This window comes from Pseudomonas sp. B21-028, assembly GCF_024749045.1.
Classification (GTDB): domain Bacteria; phylum Pseudomonadota; class Gammaproteobacteria; order Pseudomonadales; family Pseudomonadaceae; genus Aquipseudomonas.
In genome coordinates, this window is the sequence record NZ_CP087184.1 from 15,028 (window position 1) to 30,708 (window position 15,681).

At 59.4% G+C, this 15,681-nt stretch carries 17 protein-coding genes; 6 read left to right on the plus strand and 11 right to left on the minus strand.

Translation table 11 applies throughout. The features are described from left to right. Positions 1-34: 34 nt before the first annotated feature. The 5 genes from LOY35_RS00060 (at position 35) to LOY35_RS00080 (ending at position 4,116) form a co-directional block, all read left to right on the plus strand. On the plus strand, positions 35-592 hold the full coding sequence (locus tag LOY35_RS00060; protein WP_258629471.1) for a DNA-3-methyladenine glycosylase I: 558 nt from the start codon (positions 35-37) through the stop codon (positions 590-592). A 42-nt stretch (positions 593-634) separates the two neighbouring features. Beyond that, entirely contained in the window at positions 635-1,522 is an 888-nt protein-coding gene (locus LOY35_RS00065) for a lysophospholipid acyltransferase (protein WP_024777765.1), read from the plus strand. 417 nt (positions 1,523-1,939) lie between these two features. Continuing rightward, the gene (locus tag LOY35_RS00070) at positions 1,940-2,293 is read left to right on the plus strand and encodes a VOC family protein (protein WP_258629474.1); all 354 of its coding nucleotides are present in this window, start codon (positions 1,940-1,942) and stop codon (positions 2,291-2,293) included. 510 nt (positions 2,294-2,803) lie between these two features. Further along, positions 2,804-3,160, plus strand: coding sequence for a DUF6124 family protein (locus LOY35_RS00075; protein WP_258629476.1), 357 nt, complete (start codon positions 2,804-2,806; stop codon positions 3,158-3,160). Positions 3,161-3,327: 167 nt separating this feature from the next. Further along, on the plus strand, positions 3,328-4,116 hold the full coding sequence (locus tag LOY35_RS00080; RefSeq protein ID WP_258629479.1) for an SDR family NAD(P)-dependent oxidoreductase: 789 nt from the start codon (positions 3,328-3,330) through the stop codon (positions 4,114-4,116). Between the two features lie 154 nt (positions 4,117-4,270). Here the strand turns inward: LOY35_RS00080 and LOY35_RS00085 are convergent, their stop codons facing one another. From LOY35_RS00085 to LOY35_RS00115, 7 genes are all read right to left on the minus strand, one after another. Continuing rightward, positions 4,271-4,636 (minus strand): hypothetical protein, encoded by a 366-nt coding sequence (locus LOY35_RS00085; protein WP_258629481.1) that lies wholly within the window; start codon positions 4,634-4,636, stop codon positions 4,271-4,273. 31 nt (positions 4,637-4,667) lie between these two features. Beyond that, positions 4,668-5,087, minus strand: a complete 420-nt coding sequence (locus LOY35_RS00090; protein WP_258629483.1) for an organic hydroperoxide resistance protein — start codon at positions 5,085-5,087, stop codon at positions 4,668-4,670. Positions 5,088-5,371: 284 nt separating this feature from the next. Further along, a complete protein-coding gene (locus LOY35_RS00095) occupies positions 5,372-6,499 on the minus strand; it encodes a diguanylate cyclase (protein WP_258633770.1) in 1,128 nt (375 codons plus the stop codon). 242 nt (positions 6,500-6,741) lie between these two features. Beyond that, the gene (locus LOY35_RS00100) at positions 6,742-7,116 is read right to left on the minus strand and encodes a lysozyme inhibitor LprI family protein (protein WP_081993370.1); all 375 of its coding nucleotides are present in this window, start codon (positions 7,114-7,116) and stop codon (positions 6,742-6,744) included. Between the two features lie 119 nt (positions 7,117-7,235). After that, the gene (locus LOY35_RS00105) at positions 7,236-8,006 is read right to left on the minus strand and encodes a MetQ/NlpA family ABC transporter substrate-binding protein (RefSeq protein ID WP_258629486.1); all 771 of its coding nucleotides are present in this window, start codon (positions 8,004-8,006) and stop codon (positions 7,236-7,238) included. A gap of 78 nt (positions 8,007-8,084) precedes the next feature. Next, positions 8,085-8,759, minus strand: a complete 675-nt coding sequence (locus LOY35_RS00110) for a methionine ABC transporter permease (protein ID WP_003196204.1) — start codon at positions 8,757-8,759, stop codon at positions 8,085-8,087. Then, positions 8,759-9,766 carry a methionine ABC transporter ATP-binding protein gene (locus LOY35_RS00115; protein ID WP_258629489.1) on the minus strand — a complete coding sequence of 336 codons (1,008 nt, stop codon included), beginning with the start codon at positions 9,764-9,766 and terminating at the stop codon, positions 8,759-8,761. Before LOY35_RS00115 ends, LOY35_RS00110 begins: the two co-directional genes overlap by 1 nt. 658 nt (positions 9,767-10,424) lie before the next feature. Here LOY35_RS00115 and katE point away from each other — a divergent pair. Continuing rightward, entirely contained in the window at positions 10,425-12,563 is a 2,139-nt protein-coding gene (katE, locus tag LOY35_RS00120) for a catalase HPII (protein WP_258629492.1), read from the plus strand. Positions 12,564-12,831: 268 nt separating this feature from the next. Here katE and LOY35_RS00125 read toward each other — a convergent pair whose 3' ends face one another. Genes LOY35_RS00125 through zur form a run of 4 tightly spaced genes read right to left on the minus strand, consistent with a single transcriptional unit; the run spans position 12,832 to position 15,629 of the window. Continuing rightward, positions 12,832-13,545 (minus strand): PA5502 family lipoprotein, encoded by a 714-nt coding sequence (locus LOY35_RS00125; RefSeq protein ID WP_258629495.1) that lies wholly within the window; start codon positions 13,543-13,545, stop codon positions 12,832-12,834. A 38-nt stretch (positions 13,546-13,583) separates the two neighbouring features. Next, positions 13,584-14,372, minus strand: a complete 789-nt coding sequence (gene znuB / locus LOY35_RS00130) for a zinc ABC transporter permease subunit ZnuB (RefSeq protein ID WP_041024684.1) — start codon at positions 14,370-14,372, stop codon at positions 13,584-13,586. Then, positions 14,365-15,147: a zinc ABC transporter ATP-binding protein ZnuC gene (znuC, locus tag LOY35_RS00135; RefSeq protein WP_258629497.1), complete on the minus strand. Its 783-nt coding sequence runs from the start codon at positions 15,145-15,147 to the stop codon at positions 14,365-14,367. Before znuC ends, znuB begins: the two co-directional genes overlap by 8 nt. Beyond that, complete coding sequence (gene zur / locus LOY35_RS00140; protein WP_258629499.1) at positions 15,147-15,629, minus strand: zinc uptake transcriptional repressor Zur; 483 nt, start codon at positions 15,627-15,629, stop codon at positions 15,147-15,149. The genes znuC and zur overlap by 1 nt, the downstream gene beginning before the upstream one ends. Positions 15,630-15,681: the final 52 nt, after the last annotated feature.

Consider the following 15,681-nt stretch of genomic DNA (forward strand, 5'->3'; position numbering starts at 1 on the left):
CCGATTCGTTCATGCGCACGCCCCCTGGAGCCTTATGCCACGCTGCTTTTGGTGTTCCGAAGATCCGTTGTACATGGCCTATCACGATCAGGAGTGGGGGACGCCGCTGCGCGATGCGCAGGGTTTGTTCGAGTTGCTTTTGCTCGAAGGGTTCCAGGCCGGGCTGTCCTGGATCACCGTGCTGCGCAAACGCGCCCATTACCGCGAGGTGCTGTACAACTTCGACGTACAGCGGTTGGCGCAGATGAGCGATGCCGAAATCGAGGACCTGATGCAGGACCCCGGCATCATCCGCAACCGCCTCAAGCTCAAGGCCGCGCGCCGCAACGCCCAGGCCTGGTTGGCGCTGGAAAACCCGGTGGCGTTCCTCTGGTCGTTCGTCGGCGACAGACCCATCATCAACCATTTCAGGGACCGCACCGAAGTGCCGGCCATCACGCCCGAAGCCGTGCAGATGAGCAAGGGCCTGAAAAAGGCCGGCTTCACCTTCGTCGGGCCGACCATTTGCTACGCCTTCATGCAGGCCTCGGGCATGGTGATGGACCACACCCAGGACTGCGACCGCTACGCCGAGCTGGCAAACGGCGGTTAGAATAGCCGGCTCGCAACACGCCCATGAATTCAGGAGTGACCTGTGGATAAGTTGAAAGGCGCCTTGCTGGTCGGCGCTCTGCGGTTGTTTGCGCTGCTGCCCTGGCGAGCGGTGCAGGCGGTGGGGTCGGCCATCGGCTGGCTCATGTGGAAACTGCCCAACCGCTCCCGCGACGTGGTGCGGATCAACCTCGCCAAGTGCTTTCCCGAGATGGACCCGGCCGAGCGCGAGCGCTTGGTGGGCCAGAGCCTCAAGGACATCGGCAAGTCCCTGACCGAAAGCGCCTGCGCCTGGATCTGGCCGGCCCAGCGCTCCATCGAACTGGTGCGTGAAGTCGAGGGCCTGGAAGTATTGAAAGAAGCGTTGGCGTCCGGAAAAGGCGTGGTGGGCATCACCAGCCACCTGGGCAACTGGGAAGTGCTCAACCACTTCTATTGCAGCCAGTGCAAACCGATCATTTTCTACCGTCCGCCCAAGCTCAAGGCGGTGGATGAACTGCTGCAGAAGCAACGGGTGCAACTGGGCAACAAGGTCGCGGCGTCCACCAAGGAAGGCATCCTCAGCGTCATCAAGGAAGTGCGCAAGGGCGGCCAAGTGGGTATACCCGCCGACCCGGAACCGGCCGAATCCGCCGGCATCTTCGTGCCCTTTTTCGCCACCCAGGCCCTGACCAGCAAGTTCGTACCGAACATGCTCGCCGGCGGCAAGGCCGTCGGCGTCTTCCTCCATGCCCTGCGCCTGCCGGACGGCTCCGGCTACAAAGTCATCCTCGAAGCCGCCCCCGAGGCCATGTACAGCACCGACACCGCAACCGCCTGCGCCGCCATGAGCCAGGTGGTGGAGCGTTACGTACGGGCGTACCCGAGCCAATACATGTGGAGCATGAAACGCTTCAAGAAACGCCCGCCGGGCGAGGCGCGGTGGTACTGAAGGCCCGCCACTTCATAAGATCGGCCCCACCGGGATTTATGGTGAATGCAGAGTCTGCGAACACTCAAGAACCCCTGTGGGAGCCGAGTTTGCTCGCGATGACGGCGACACATTCAACATCGGTGCAAGCAGACCCACCGCCATCGCGAGCAAGCTCAGCTCCCACAGGGATTTGTAATGGATGCAATGTCTATGAACAACCCGGAAAAACTGTTGGAGCGAGCCTGCTCGCGATTGCGCACTGACAAGCCCCCCATACCTGACTGACCCAACCTCCTGTGGCGAGGGAGCTTGCTCCCGCTGGACTGCACAGCAGTCCCAATTGCCTGAAGCCCTCCCCCAGCCAACCGATTCTCCAAGCACAATAAAGCTCAATAGCCTAACCTCCCCTATCTCCAACCAGCCAAGGAAGCGCCAATGGGCATTCGAGGTAACGACCGCCAGATCGATAACATCGAGTTCAATGTCAGCGATATCGGCCGAAGCAAAGCCTTCTATGGAAGCGTATTCGGCTGGCGTTTCGTCGACTATGGCCCAACCTATACCGAATTCAGCGACGGTCGCCTGACCGGCGGGTTCACCACCGGTGAACCTGTGCGCCCAGGCGGCCCGTTGATCATCCTGTACGCCGATGATCTCGAAGCGACCCAACTCAGGCTCAAGACCGCAGGCGCCACCATCAGTCGTGACGTATTCGCCTTTCCAGGCGGTCAACGTTTCCACTTCATCGATCCGGACGGCTATGAACTGGCGGTGTGGTCGGCTGCCTGATTACTCTGTCGAGCAAAGCCCCTCGCCACGTCATCCCATCTGACCTGAGGTGCCCCCAAATGGGCCCAAGGCTCACCCTTGTGGCGAGGGGATTTATCCCCGCTGGACTGCGCAGCAGTCCCAATCCGCCCAAGTCACCATTTCCTATGGACAATCCCTACCCACGCCCCGGTGTTTATCCCTTCACCCAAACCCTTCCACCAACCCACACATCCTTGCGCCTTTACCTACAACTACGCCAGAATCCGCCCGCTTGTGCGCCTTGCCCCCGGGTTCTATCGTCTTCCTGCCACTGCTCATCAGTGGTCGGGTTTAGTAGCCCGTGGTTTCCCGCAAGATGCATGAGCTCCATTCAGGCAGGTATTTCCCATCCCTGTTCTTGATGGTGGCTGTGCGCAGGGCGCTTCGGCGCGCCGGCAATGCTGGAATCCCCGGTCTACTAACCTGCGTACAGCCGCCACCCTTCTTTTAGTAGGGAAGAGGTCGCGGCCTCACTGAGGATTCCAGCTTATGTTCAAAGTAACTCCAAACCCTCCGGAAACGGAGCAAGCCTCCCCGCGCACAAAATCCAGGACCAAAAAGCTCGAAGAAGCCGCAGAGCGCGCCCTGGATTTCTATCTCTCACCCAAAGAGACGAAACCCGACGATCCCCAACCGGGCCAGATATTCACAATCGTAAAAGACATCGACAACGAATCCCTGCTCGCCAACCTCAGCGAAACCCTGGCCTCGGCTGACGCCATGGTCAACGACCTCGCCTTCGAACTGGAAGGCTCACGCCGTCATGTGGCGCTCGGTATTCAGCAACTGATCGAGCTGGGTTCGTTGCTGGCAAATCGGGTGCTGGATAACGTTGAGTCGCGATAGCAGGTAAACATTCGCGCAATCAATAAAAGCGAACCCGACACCGCATGTCGGGTTTGCATCACTTTGCTGGATTGTCGCTATCTTCAATCGTTGTACGAAGAATTCGTAAATACCGCCTCGCCAACATCGCACAGCCCTCTGGTCCATTAACTCAAGGAGTCCCTCCCATGAAAATCGACTTCACCGGCCGTTACGTTTTAGTCACCGGTTCCACCAGCGGCATCGGTTTTGCCACAGCCAAAGGCTTTCTCGAAGCCGGCGCCCACGTGGTCATCAACGGTCGCAGCGAGAGCGGCGTGCAGGACGCATTGCAGCGCTTGGGCGAGCTTGCTTCCAAAGCCGAAGGCTTTGTGGGCGACCTCAGCAACGCGTCAGGCTGCCAGGCATTGGTCGCCAAGTACCCGCGTTTTGATGTGGTCATCAACAACCTGGGCATCTTCAAGCTGGAAGATTTCTTCGATACGCCGGACAGCGAATGGCAACGCTTCTTCGAAACCAACGTGATGTCCGGCGTGCGTGTGTCCAGGGCTTATGCGCAGGGCATGGTCGAGCGTGGTTGGGGGCGGATTGTGTTTGTCTCGTCGGAATCTGGCGTGAATATTCCTGCTGACATGATTCATTACGGTTTCACCAAGACCGCCCAACTCTCCATTGCTCGCGGCCTGGCCAAGCGCCTTGCCGGCACGGGGGTTACGGTGAATTCGGTGCTGCCTGGGCCGACGCTGTCCGAAGGTGTCGCCCAGATGCTTCAAGCGGACGTCGAGCGTACAGGGGAAAGCCTGGAAAAGGTGGCGGCGGATTTCGTCAATGAGCATCGCAGTACCTCGATCATCCAGCGCGCGGCGCGGGTCGAGGAAGTGGCCAACATGATCATCTATGCCAGCTCGGAGCAGGCCTCGGCGACCACGGGTGCGGCGCTGCGGGTCGATGGAGGTGTGGTGGACAGCATTGTCTAGCGGGTGTAGCGGTAAACCTGTGGATAACTTTCCCCGTCAAGGATCGATTGAGCCGTAGTGACAAACGCCGCTTGCTCCTTGGGGACAAGCGGCGTTTTCTTGAAAGCAACATTTGGCTGATCCGAACGGGCCTTCAGGGCGATGAGGGATTTAATCAGGCTGTCCTGTTTTGCAGCCGATCCGAGCCCCCTTCAGCCACACGGTTTTCGATCAGTCGGTCCGAGCCCCCTTCGGCTACGCGGTTTTCGATCAGTCGGTCCGAACCGCCTTCAGCCACCCGGTTTTCGATCAGCCGATCCGAGCCACCTTCAGCCACCCGGTTTTCGATCAGCCGATCCGAGCCGCCTTCAGCCACCCGGTTTTCGATCAATCGATCCGAGCCCCCTTCGGCCACCCGGTTTTCGATCAATCGATCCGAACCGCCCTCTGCAACCGTAGGTTGAACAAGAGAGGCAGCAAACGCATTGCCGAGCGACAGTGCCAGAAGCGAGCCAACGAGTGTTTTGCGGAAAGTGTTCATGTTCTGATCCTTTTATTTGTAGGGAAGTGAGTCAGACGGCGACGTGCAAGCGGACGTCGACGTTGCCGCGGGTCGCTTTGGAGTACGGGCAGACTTGGTGAGCGGCGTCGACCAGCGCTTGAGCATCGGTTTGATCCAGGCCCGGCAGGCTGATGTGCAAGTCGATGTCCAGACCGAAACCACCAGGAATCTGGCCGATGCCAACGTGTGCCGTGATCGAAGCGTCAGCAGGAATGCTGCGTTTGCTTTGGCTGGCGACAAACTTCAGTGCGCCAATGAAGCAAGCCGAGTAGCCCGCTGCGAACAGTTGCTCTGGGTTGGTGGCTTCGCCGCCAGCTCCACCCAAGGCCTTTGGTGTGGCCAGTTTCACGTCGAGAATCTTGTCGCTGGAAACAGCACGGCCATCACGGCCACCGGTAGAGGTTGCGACTGCGGTGTAGAGAACGTTCATGGTATTTCCTCTTAGCTTGATGATCTGATTTGTCTATTTTGATTTGCACTAAATGTTTGTGCGCTAACCAGTTGCGATAAAATTAACGCTCAAATAGTTTGCGCGCAATGCAAATTTTCAAAATTCTTCTCGATTACTTATAACCCTATGATCTGTAAGAAAATTTATTTTCAGATGACGAGGAAGGACGTCCAGAGACGCACTAGAGAAAGGAGGGTGAGCCTGTCGACATAAAAAAACCGCCGATTAGGCGGTTCTGGTTCCTGCGCCGGGCAAATCCAACGCTACAGGGCCACCGCCACCTGATTGCGCCCCAACGCCTTCGCCCGATACAACGCCTTATCCGCATTATTCATCAAGCTATGCAGATCCTTATGCCCAGCCTCCGTCGACGCGACGCCGAGGCTGGCCGTTATCCCGTGGACAGGCTCGATCATCAACCCGCCAATGGTCTGGATCAGTTCTTCTGCAATCCTGATGGCGACCTCAATGGAAGTATCCGGAAGCAAAATCGCGAACTCCTCCCCACCCAGCCGACCGTGAATGTCAGTCGCACGGAAGGACGAACTGATGACCACACCCATCTGGCGCAACACCTGATCCCCAACCTGATGACCATAGGTGTCGTTGATCTGCTTGAAGTGGTCCATGTCCAGCATCACCGCACATAACCCCAGCCGGTTGGTTTTACAGTCGTTGTAGAGCCGTTGGGCATGTTCGAAAAAAGCCCGCCGACTCTTCAGGCCGGTCAGTTCATCGGTCTGGGCTGCGCGGGTAGAAATACTGTTCGCCTGCTCCATTTCACGGGTCAGTCGGAAAGCGGTTTCCAGTGCCTGGGACATTTTGTGTGTAGCGCGGGCGACAAAGGCCGCGAACACCAGAATCGAGACTGCCATGCCAACCTGGATCGGGGACGGTTGGAACAACAGCCAGGCGGTGCACGGCAACAGCACCAGGCCAATGGAGACGAGCGTCATGTCGCGGTAGGCCGAGTAGCAAGACACCGCGCTGACGGACATGCCGACTGTAAAGAGCATGACCAATGCCTGAGCCAAGAGATCGTCCGCCGGCATGACCGCCAATGCGCCTCCTCCCCAGATGCTGGCGGACAACACCAGCGTGACCCAGTATTTGCGTTCCCAGCGTTGAGGCGTGCGTTTGCTTTCGTCGCTACGCACATAGGCAACGAATAACGATACGCGCAGCAGAGTCGATCCACTCAGGATAGCCAGCCACCAGAAGATGACACTGTGGTCAAAGCGATCCCAGCACAGCCAACAGAGCATGATGGCCGCGAGGTAGCTGCCAAAAACCGCCGAAACCGATTGGCGAAAGAGTTGCTGCAGCCGGTCGGTTCGCACCTGCTCGGCGATGAACAAATCCTGGTCATCCCGAGATCCTAGGCAACCCATATGATTCACCTGATCGTGACGCAACTGAAAAGAACGATTGTGGCACCTCGCCAGCAACGCAAACAACCGAGTTGAGTTCGTTGCTGGCAAATTGGCTGTTGATAGCGTTGAGCAGGTGAACCCGTTAAAGAAAAACCCGACGCTTTACGTCGGGTTTTTCGGTACGACTTTTCGCTTGTCCTATCGCTTCTTCTTAGCAATAGATGTCTGCCGCTCTTGGAAGACTGCTACCGGTTTACGGGTTACTCGACTTGCGAGAGCTTGGCATCGTCGCAACCGGCAGCACGGCACTCGCGCTCGACAGCTTTGAGTATGACGATACGCGCTTCGGTCTTCTCGTTGGCACAGTCCAGGTAGAGCAGGCCATCGTTGGAACAAGCGTTGTCACGAATTTTGATCCATTGGATTTGAGCGGCCTTCACTTTTTTCTTTTGATCCGGGTTCAGGGCACTCATCGTCTTCTTGTATTGATCATTGATTTCCTGATCCGACTGAACCATTTTCAGCGACGCGCAATAGGTTCTGTCATAGGCGTTTCTAGGGTTATCGCAACTCATCGCAGAGGCCGATGCGGATGCCATTGCCAGCAATGCGCCAACCAACAAAGACTTGATCACTTACTTCTCTCCCTGAATGCCCTCTATTCATTAGAGGTCGCTGCGGGAATTTATCATGAGTGCAAAAAAAACGGGCCTGCATTCCCACGCAGTCCCGTTTTTTTCATCACCCGATCAGATCAAAACGCCGGCAAAACCGCGCCTTTGTATTTCTCCAGAATAAACGCCTTCACTTCCGGGCTATGCAGCGCAGCCGCCAGCTTCTTCATCGCCTCGCTTTCCTTGTCGTCCTCACGGGCTACCAGAATGTTCACGTAAGGCGAGTCGCTGCCTTCGATCACCAGGGCATCCTTGGACGGATCCAGCTTGGCTTCCAGCGCATAGTTGGTGTTGATCAGCGCCAGGTCCACCTGAGTCAGCACACGCGGAATGGTCGCCGCTTCCAGTTCACGGAATTTCAGATCCTTCGAGTTCTCCACAATGTCCTTGGTGGTCGACAAGATGTTGTTCGAATCCTTCAGCTTGATTACCCCAGCCTTCGCCAGCAGCAACAGCGCACGGCCGCCATTGGTAGCGTCGTTGGGGATGATCACGGTGGCACCACCTGGCAGTTCTTCAAGTTTCTTGTACTTGCTCGAGTAGGCGCCCAGGGGTTCCAGGTGCACGCCGGCGACGCTCACCAGATGAGTGCCCTTGGCCTTGTTGAACTCATCCAGGTACGGCTGGTGCTGGAAGAAGTTGGCGTCCAGGCGCTTTTCGGCGACCTGTACGTTCGGCTGGATATAGTCGGTGAAGACTTTGACCTTGAGGTCCACGCCTTCTTTGGCCAGGGCCGGTTTGACGAACTCAAGGATCTCCGCGTGAGGCACCGGCGTTGCCGCAACGGTCAGGGTGTCGGCGTGGGCGGAAAATGCTGCGGCGGCAGCGAAGGCAACCAGTAACTTCTTCATTCAGCTAACTCCTTGTGGGGCGCCCGCTCTCGGCGCCTGCCAGCGAATGGCTGGCTCATGGTTTATGGGCACGAGGCCTTATTTTCTAGAGAAATGCACAACCAGCTTGTCGCCTACGGTTTGCAGGACCTGGACCAGCACCAGCAGCAGTACCACCGTGACCACCATGACATCGGTCTGGAAACGCTGGTAACCGAACCGGATCGCCAGGTCGCCCAAGCCACCAGCGCCCACCACACCGGCCATGGCCGTGTAGGACACCAGCGTAATCGCTGTCACCGTAATCGCTGCAAAGATGCCCGGACGGGCTTCCGGCAGCAAGGCGTTGACGATGATCTGTCGGGTGGTTGCGCCCATGGCCTGGGTCGCTTCAATGATGCCGCGGTCGACTTCGCGCAGGGCGGTTTCCACCAGGCGGGCGAAGAACGGTGTCGCGCCGACCACCAGCGGTGGGATCGCGCCAGCCACGCCCAACGAGGTGCCGGTAATCAATACCGTGAACGGAATCATCACGATCAACAGAATGATAAACGGCAGCGAGCGCAGGATGTTGACGATCAGCGACAACAGCGCATAAACGCCGCGGGCCTCGAGCAACTGGCGTGGGCTGCACAGGAACAGCAGCACCCCCAGCGGCAGGCCGAGCAGCACGGTGAACAACAGCGAGCCGAACAGCATCAGGAAGGTGTCGCCGGTCGCCAGCCAGATTTCCAGCCAGTCGATGTTGGAGAAGAATGAACTCAACAGTTCCATCAGCGCAGCACCTCCATGTGAACATCGGCCGCGGTGAAGCGGGCAAACGCCGCCTCCATGTCACCGCCGGTGATGGCGAGGGTCAGTTGCCCATAGGGGGTGTCTTTGATGCGGTCGATACGGCCGGCCAGGATGCTGTAGTCCACACCGGTTTCCCGGGCGACGGTGCCGAGCAAGGGTGCGTAGGTCGCATCGCCCTGGAAGGTCAGACGCACGATGCGCCCGGGTACGTGGGCAAAATCGTCGCGCTGTTCGCTCTCGTCGATCTGCTCGTCTTCCTGGACGAAACGCTTGGTGGTCGGGTGCTTGGGATGCAGGAACACGTCGGCCACCGGACCTTGCTCGACGATGACGCCGGCGTCCATCACCGCCACTTCATCGCAGACCCGGCGGATCACGTCCATTTCATGGGTGATCAACACGATGGTCAGCTTCAGCTCGCGGTTGATTTCGGCCAGCAGTTGCAGCACCGATGCGGTGGTCTGCGGGTCGAGCGCACTGGTGGCCTCGTCACACAGCAAAATCTTGGGCTTGGTTGCCAGGGCGCGGGCAATGCCGACGCGCTGCTTCTGGCCGCCGGACAACTGCGCCGGGTACTTCCTGGCGTGGTCAGACAGACCTACACGGGCCAGCAACTCGGCTACCCGCCGGTCAATGTCGTTGCGGGACAACTCGCCCGCCAAGGTCAGAGGCAGGGCCACGTTGTCGGCCACGGTCTTGGAGGCCAACAGGTTGAAGTGTTGGAAAATCATCCCGACCTGTTGACGGAAGCGTCGCAGGCCCGTGGCGTCCAGGGCGGTGATTTCTTCACCGTCGACGATGATCTTGCCGCCGCTGGCGTCTTCCAGTCGATTGATCAGACGCAGCAGGGTACTTTTTCCTGCACCGGAGTGGCCGATCAGGCCGAAGACCTGACCGTTCTCGATCGTCAGGCTGGTCGGGTGCAGCGCGGGAATATCCTTACCGGCGACGCGGTAGGTTTTATGGACGTTTTGAAACTCAATCACGTAGCGAACCTTGTGGGGCGCGTTGGAAAAGGGGGGCGGTTAGCCGGGGCGCATTTTAGCCTGTCTGTATAGAGGCCATTAGCATTTATTTCGCAATCTGGTTGCCATTTGGCAATAACGCGATCGAAGGTCTGCAAGCCTGGCCGTCAGTCCTTGGTGCCTATCCTAGCCACCGTCGGGGGCCGATGGTCATGCAGCGGTCGCCTGGCCTGACAGGCAAACGATCGTTCATCGGTCCTGCTCAAGAGCATTTAAAGTTAGTTGTTAAATATATCCACATACTCGGTTTCATTTCGAATAAGTCCTTTCAGCTATCCACGGGCACCGTCAATCCATGATGTGATGCCTAACCACCAAGGCCCATCGCCTCAGACCAGCCCGGAATGGGTCGACCGTTATCAAGGCGTGGATACGCGCCAGAGATGGAGGACCGAGAGCCTGCGCGATGGCATCTGACCGCTGAAGTTTTGCCAACCCAACGTTGATGCTCATCTTTGCCGGGTTGGCGCTGGCCGGAAACTCCAGGCGCGTTCCGAGGGAACGGCTCGAACCCTCATCAGTCACTACATAAGCCACTCCCAAATGCCTGGGCGCCACCGCCCGGCGCTTGTCCGCAAGCCCTGCGTGAAAAGGGATCGAAACGAGGAGTTTATGTCTGATGAATACCAAGCAGCCTGCAACCGGCAAGAGCCAACTGGCCGGGACCGACACCCTGGATCGCGGCAACACCAACGCCAAGCTTGAGAGCCTGGAGCCGTTTCGCTCCGATGCCACCGAGCAGGCCCTGCGCACCAATCAGGGTGTGAAGATCGCCGACAACCAGAACACTCTCCGCGCCGGCGCCCGTGGGCCCTCGCTGCTGGAAGACTTCATCATGCGTGAAAAGATCACGCATTTTGACCATGAGCGTATTCCTGAGCGCATCGTGCACGCCCGCGGTACCGGGGCCCACGGTTACTTTCAAAGTTACGAAGCGCATTCGGCGCTGACCAAGGCCGGCTTCCTACAGGACCCAAGCAAAAAGACTCCGGTGTTCGTGCGCTTTTCCACCGTGCAAGGGCCGCGGGGTTCTGGTGACACGGTGCGTGACGTGCGTGGTTTTGCGGTGAAGTTCTTTACCGACGAAGGCAACTTCGACCTGGTAGGCAACAACATGCCGGTCTTTTTCATACAGGATGCGGTGAAGTTTCCGGACTTTGTCCACGCGGTAAAACCCGAACCCCACAACGAGATTCCTACCGGCGGCTCGGCCCACGATACCTTCTGGGATTTTGTCTCGCTGGTGCCGGAATCGGCTCACATGGTGATCTGGGCGATGTCCGACCGGGCCATTCCAAAAAGCCTGCGGAGCATGCAAGGCTTCGGCGTGCATACGTTCCGCATGATCAACGCCGAAGGCCGCAGCAGTTTCGTCAAGTTCCATTGGCGACCCAAGGTCGGTACGTGTTCATTGGTGTGGGACGAAGCCCAGAAGTTGGCCGGTAAAGATACGGACTACCACCGTCGCGATCTGTGGGAAGCGATCGAGATGGGGGATTACCCGGAGTGGGAGTTCGGTGTGCAGATCGTCGCCGAGGAAGACGAGCACAAATTCGATTTCGACCTGCTCGACCCGACCAAGATCATTCCTGAAGAACTCGTGCCCATCACGCCCCTGGGCAAGATGGTGCTGAACCGCAACCCGGATAACTTCTTCGCCGAAGTCGAGCAAGTCGCCTTCTGCCCCGGGCATATCGTGCCGGGCATCGACTTTTCCAACGACCCGTTGCTGCAAGGCCGGCTCTTTTCCTACACCGATACGCAAATCAGCCGACTTGGTGGGCCGAATTTTCATGAGCTGCCGATCAACCGGGCGATCACCCCGGTGCACAACGGCCAGCGCGACGCCATGCACCGCACCACCATCGACAAGGGGCGGACCTCCTACGAGCCCAACTCCATCGACGGTGGCTGGCCGAAGGAAACCCCGCCCGGTCCGCAAGACGGTGGTTTTGAAAGCTATCCGGAGCGTATCGACGCCTACAAGATCCGCCAGCGCAGTGACTCGTTCAGCGACCATTTTTCCCAGGCGCGGCTGTTCTACAAGAGCATGAGTGTCCACGAACAGGAGCACATCATCGCGGCCTACAGTTTCGAGTTGGGCAAGGTCGAGCGGGAGTACATCAGGGCGCGGCAGGTTAACGAGATCCTCGCCAACATCGATTTGGAGCTGGCGGCGCGGGTGGCGAAAAACCTTGGGTTGCCAGCGCCCACCGCGTGCACCGTGGATGTGCCGACCCCTTCGCTGGAAACATCTCCAGCCTTGAGCCAGGCGAACCTGCTGTCTGGCGATATCAAGACGCGCAAAGTCGCGGTGCTGGTGGCGAACGGTGTCGATGGGGCGATCATCGATGCGCTCAAGCAGGCGCTGAAGGCCGAGGGCGCCCATGCAAAAATCCTCGGGCCGACCTCGGCGCCAGTCATGACCGCCGCTGGGCAAACGCTGCCGGTGGACGCGTCCATGGAAGGGTTGCCGTCCATTGCGTTTGACGCAGTGTTCGTACCGGGTGGCGCGCAATCGATCCAGGCCCTGAGCGGCGATGGCGTTGCGCTGCATTACCTGCTGGAGGCCTACAAACACCTGAAGGCTATTGCCCTCAACGGCGAAGCCAGGCAATTGCTGGCGCTGTTGAAACTGGACGTGGACGCGGGGCTGATTCCGGATGCGGATGCCGGCAAGTTCGCGGATTTCTTTGCGGCGATTGCCCAGCATCGGGTTTGGGCGCGGGAGCCCAAGGCCAAGGGGATTCCGGCTTGATGACCGTCTGAAAAAGGCTTGTTGCCTGTCAGGACGCTATCGCGAGCAAGCTACGCTCCCACAGGATTCTATGTCGGATACAAAATTTGTATTCACAACACATCCAATGTGGGAGCGAGCCTGCTCGCGATAGTGGTGGGTCAGCTTGCGGGTATGTTAGATGTGCTGACGCCATCGCGAGCAGGCTCGCTCCCACAGGGCCGATGGCGTATGCAAATATCGCGAACAGTCCCAATCCAATGTGGGAGCGAGCCTGCTCGCGATGCTTTTAGGATTTACGCGGAGTCAGCACCAGCTGTGCCGGCACGCTGCGCAGGATCTGTTTGCGAAGCTTCAGATCAAACCCCGTATCCAGCTTCTTGACCCGCTTGGTCAGCAGGTTCGCCAGCCACGGATAATCGTCGGTACGCGGCGCCTGGACGGTGACATCACACTGAAAATTCACCACATCAGCGGCAATGGCATCCAGTTGCCGACGCATTTGCTGGATATCGTTGATATTGAGCTGAATCGTGGTGCTCTCGGCGCTCGGATCGATCACCTTGGCGGCCGGTTTGGTTTCGGCAGCCTGGAGAGCCGCTTCGGCTTTATCCAGCTCGACCTTACGAGCCTCGGCTATTGCGTCATTGAATTCACCGGTCAGCGCTGGTGCCTTGGGCATCAGGGCGCGGGCACGGCTCAGGGCGGTGGCGGCGGCGTTTACATCGCCTTTTTGCAGATCGATCTGGCTGCGGCGCAGATACGCCTCGGCCAGTTGCCGCTGATAGGGCTCCAGCGTCGGGTCGTTCGGCGTCTGGGCCTGCAGTGCGGCCAGCTGATCTTCAGCGGTGGCCAACTCATTGCCGGCCAGGCTTTGTTCCAACTGCGCAATGGCCGGGCCCCGGGTGTCGGGTGCTTCGGTCACTGGCGGCGAACTGGTGCAAGCCCCCAGCAGCAAGGAAAATGCGACAAGGAGCAGATAACGGGAGGCGAACGGCTTCATTTCCTGCGACTCTCTATTTGCGCAAAAAGCGAGCAAGTCTACACCCCTCGGCGGGGCAGGACAAAACTCAGCAGAAACAATGCCGCGGCGCTGACCACGATCGACGGCCCGGCCGGGGTGTCCTTGAACCACGACAAGGCCAGCCCGCCACACACCGCAAGCATGCCCAGCAGGCTCGCGCCGAGGGCCATCTGCTCCGGCGAGCGGGCGTGACGTTGTGCCGCGGCCGCCGGGATGATCAGCAATGAAGTAATCAGCAATACACCGACAATTTTCATCGCCACGGCAATCACCACCGCGATCAGCAGCATCAGCGCCAACCGCAGCCCCGTTACGGGCAGGCCTTCGACCCGGGCCAGTTCTTCGTGGACGGTGACGGCCAGCAACGGTCGCCAGAGCGCCACCAGCAACAGCAGCACAGCCGCGCTGCCACCCAGGATCCAGGCCAGGTCCGTCGGACTGATGGCCAGCAGGTCACCGAACAGGTAGGCCATCAAGTCGATCCGCACTTCACGCATGAAACTCAGCACCACCAGCCCAAGGGACAGGGTACTGGGCGCGAGGATACCCAGCAGTGTATCGGACGCCAGCGGCTGGCGCTGTTGCAAGGTCACCAGTACCACCGCCAGCAACAGACAGCCGACGGTCACCGCCACCGTTGGGCTGACGTCCAGCAGGAACCCCAGCGCTACACCCAGCAAGGCGGCGTGGGACAAGGTATCGCCGAAATAGGCCATGCGCCGCCAGACCACGAATGAGCCCAGGGGACCGGCCACCAGCGCGAGGGCCAGGCCTGCAAGCAGGGCGTACATCAGAAAATCAGCCATGCTTGCAGCCATCTCCATGAACATGGGGGGTAACAGGTGCACCGATGACCACCGAACCGTGCAGGTCATGGGCGTGGTCATGGTGGTGGTGATAGATCGCCAGGCTGGGTGCGTTCTTGCCGAACAGCTCGACGAATGCCGGGTCGCCGCTGACCTGCTCGGGATGCCCGGAACAGCAGACATGCCGATTGAGGCAGACCACCTGGTCGGTGGTACTCATGACCAGGTGAAGATCATGGGAGACCATCAGCACGCCGCAGCCATGGCGGTCGCGCAGGCGGGTGATCAAGCTGTACAGCTCGGCCTGTCCCGCCACATCGACCCCTTGTACCGGCTCGTCGAGCACCAGCAGCTCGGGCTCGCGCAGCAAGGCACGGGCCAGTAGCACGCGCTGCATTTCACCGCCGGAGATGCTTTGCACCGGGTTGTCGATCACGTGTTCGGCGCCGACTTCGTTGAGTGCCGCCAGGGCCCGCCCGCGATCCACGCCAGGCACCAGGCGCAGGAAACGCAGGACCGACAGGGGCAGCGTCGGGTCTACATGGAGTTTTTGTGGCATATAGCCGACCCGCAGCTTCGGTTTGCGCCAGACACTGCCGCTGTCCGGCTTGAGCAAACCCAGCACGGCGCGCACCAGGGTGGTCTTGCCGGCGCCGTTGGGACCGATCAGGGTGACGATCTGCCCCGGCTCGACGCTCAGGTGGATGTTGTCCAGCACGTTCTGCCCGGCGAACGTCACGGCCACCTGCTCGAGGCGGATCAAGGCATTGCTCATCAGGCCCCCTGGCAACCGGAGCAGAGACCGACCACTTCGACGGTCTGGCTGTCGACCATGAAACCGACCTCCTTGGCACTGGCGACGATGGCATCGCTGATGGACTTCTGTTCCAGCTCGATGGCGGCGTGGCATTCGCGGCAGATCAGGAACTGGCCTTGATGGGCGTGCTCGGGATGGTTGCAGCCGACGAAGGCGTTCAGGGAGGAAATGCGATGCACCAGGCCGTTTTCCAGGAGGAAGTCCAGCGCCCGATAGACTGTCGGCGGCGCGGCGCGGCGGCCATCCTGTTCGCTGAGCACCGCCAGAATGTCGTAGGCACCCAACGGCTTGTGGCTTTGCCAGACCAGTTCCAGCACGCGCCGCCGCAAGGCGGTCAGGCGCAGCCCCTGCCGTGCACAGATGGCATCGGCCTCGGACAGCGCGCTGTGCACGCAGTGGGAGTGATCGTGGGGACGACTGGCGAGGGGTGTAATAGGCATGGGCAGCGACGAGTTCAGTGAGAGACGTTATTATGTTACCCGTTCTCGCCTC

Excerpts from the sequence above, each read along its gene's own strand:
- LOY35_RS00060 (WP_258629471.1), top strand. The coding sequence starts at position 35 with ATGCCACGCTGCTTTTGGTGTTCCGAAGATCCGTTGTACATGGCCTAT.
- LOY35_RS00070 (WP_258629474.1), top strand. The coding sequence starts at position 1,940 with ATGGGCATTCGAGGTAACGACCGCCAGATCGATAACATCGAGTTCAAT.
- LOY35_RS00075 (WP_258629476.1), top strand. The coding sequence starts at position 2,804 with ATGTTCAAAGTAACTCCAAACCCTCCGGAAACGGAGCAAGCCTCCCCG.
- LOY35_RS00080 (WP_258629479.1), top strand. The coding sequence starts at position 3,328 with ATGAAAATCGACTTCACCGGCCGTTACGTTTTAGTCACCGGTTCCACC.
- LOY35_RS00085 (WP_258629481.1), bottom strand. The coding sequence starts at position 4,636 with ATGAACACTTTCCGCAAAACACTCGTTGGCTCGCTTCTGGCACTGTCG.
- LOY35_RS00090 (WP_258629483.1), bottom strand. The coding sequence starts at position 5,087 with ATGAACGTTCTCTACACCGCAGTCGCAACCTCTACCGGTGGCCGTGAT.
- LOY35_RS00095 (WP_258633770.1), bottom strand. The coding sequence starts at position 6,499 with ATGGGTTGCCTAGGATCTCGGGATGACCAGGATTTGTTCATCGCCGAG.
- LOY35_RS00105 (WP_258629486.1), bottom strand. The coding sequence starts at position 8,006 with ATGAAGAAGTTACTGGTTGCCTTCGCTGCCGCCGCAGCATTTTCCGCC.
- LOY35_RS00110 (WP_003196204.1), bottom strand. The coding sequence starts at position 8,759 with ATGGAACTGTTGAGTTCATTCTTCTCCAACATCGACTGGCTGGAAATC.
- katE (WP_258629492.1), top strand. The coding sequence starts at position 10,425 with ATGAATACCAAGCAGCCTGCAACCGGCAAGAGCCAACTGGCCGGGACC.
- LOY35_RS00125 (WP_258629495.1), bottom strand. The coding sequence starts at position 13,545 with ATGAAGCCGTTCGCCTCCCGTTATCTGCTCCTTGTCGCATTTTCCTTG.
- znuB (WP_041024684.1), bottom strand. The coding sequence starts at position 14,372 with ATGGCTGATTTTCTGATGTACGCCCTGCTTGCAGGCCTGGCCCTCGCG.
- znuC (WP_258629497.1), bottom strand. The coding sequence starts at position 15,147 with ATGAGCAATGCCTTGATCCGCCTCGAGCAGGTGGCCGTGACGTTCGCC.
- zur (WP_258629499.1), bottom strand. The coding sequence starts at position 15,629 with ATGCCTATTACACCCCTCGCCAGTCGTCCCCACGATCACTCCCACTGC.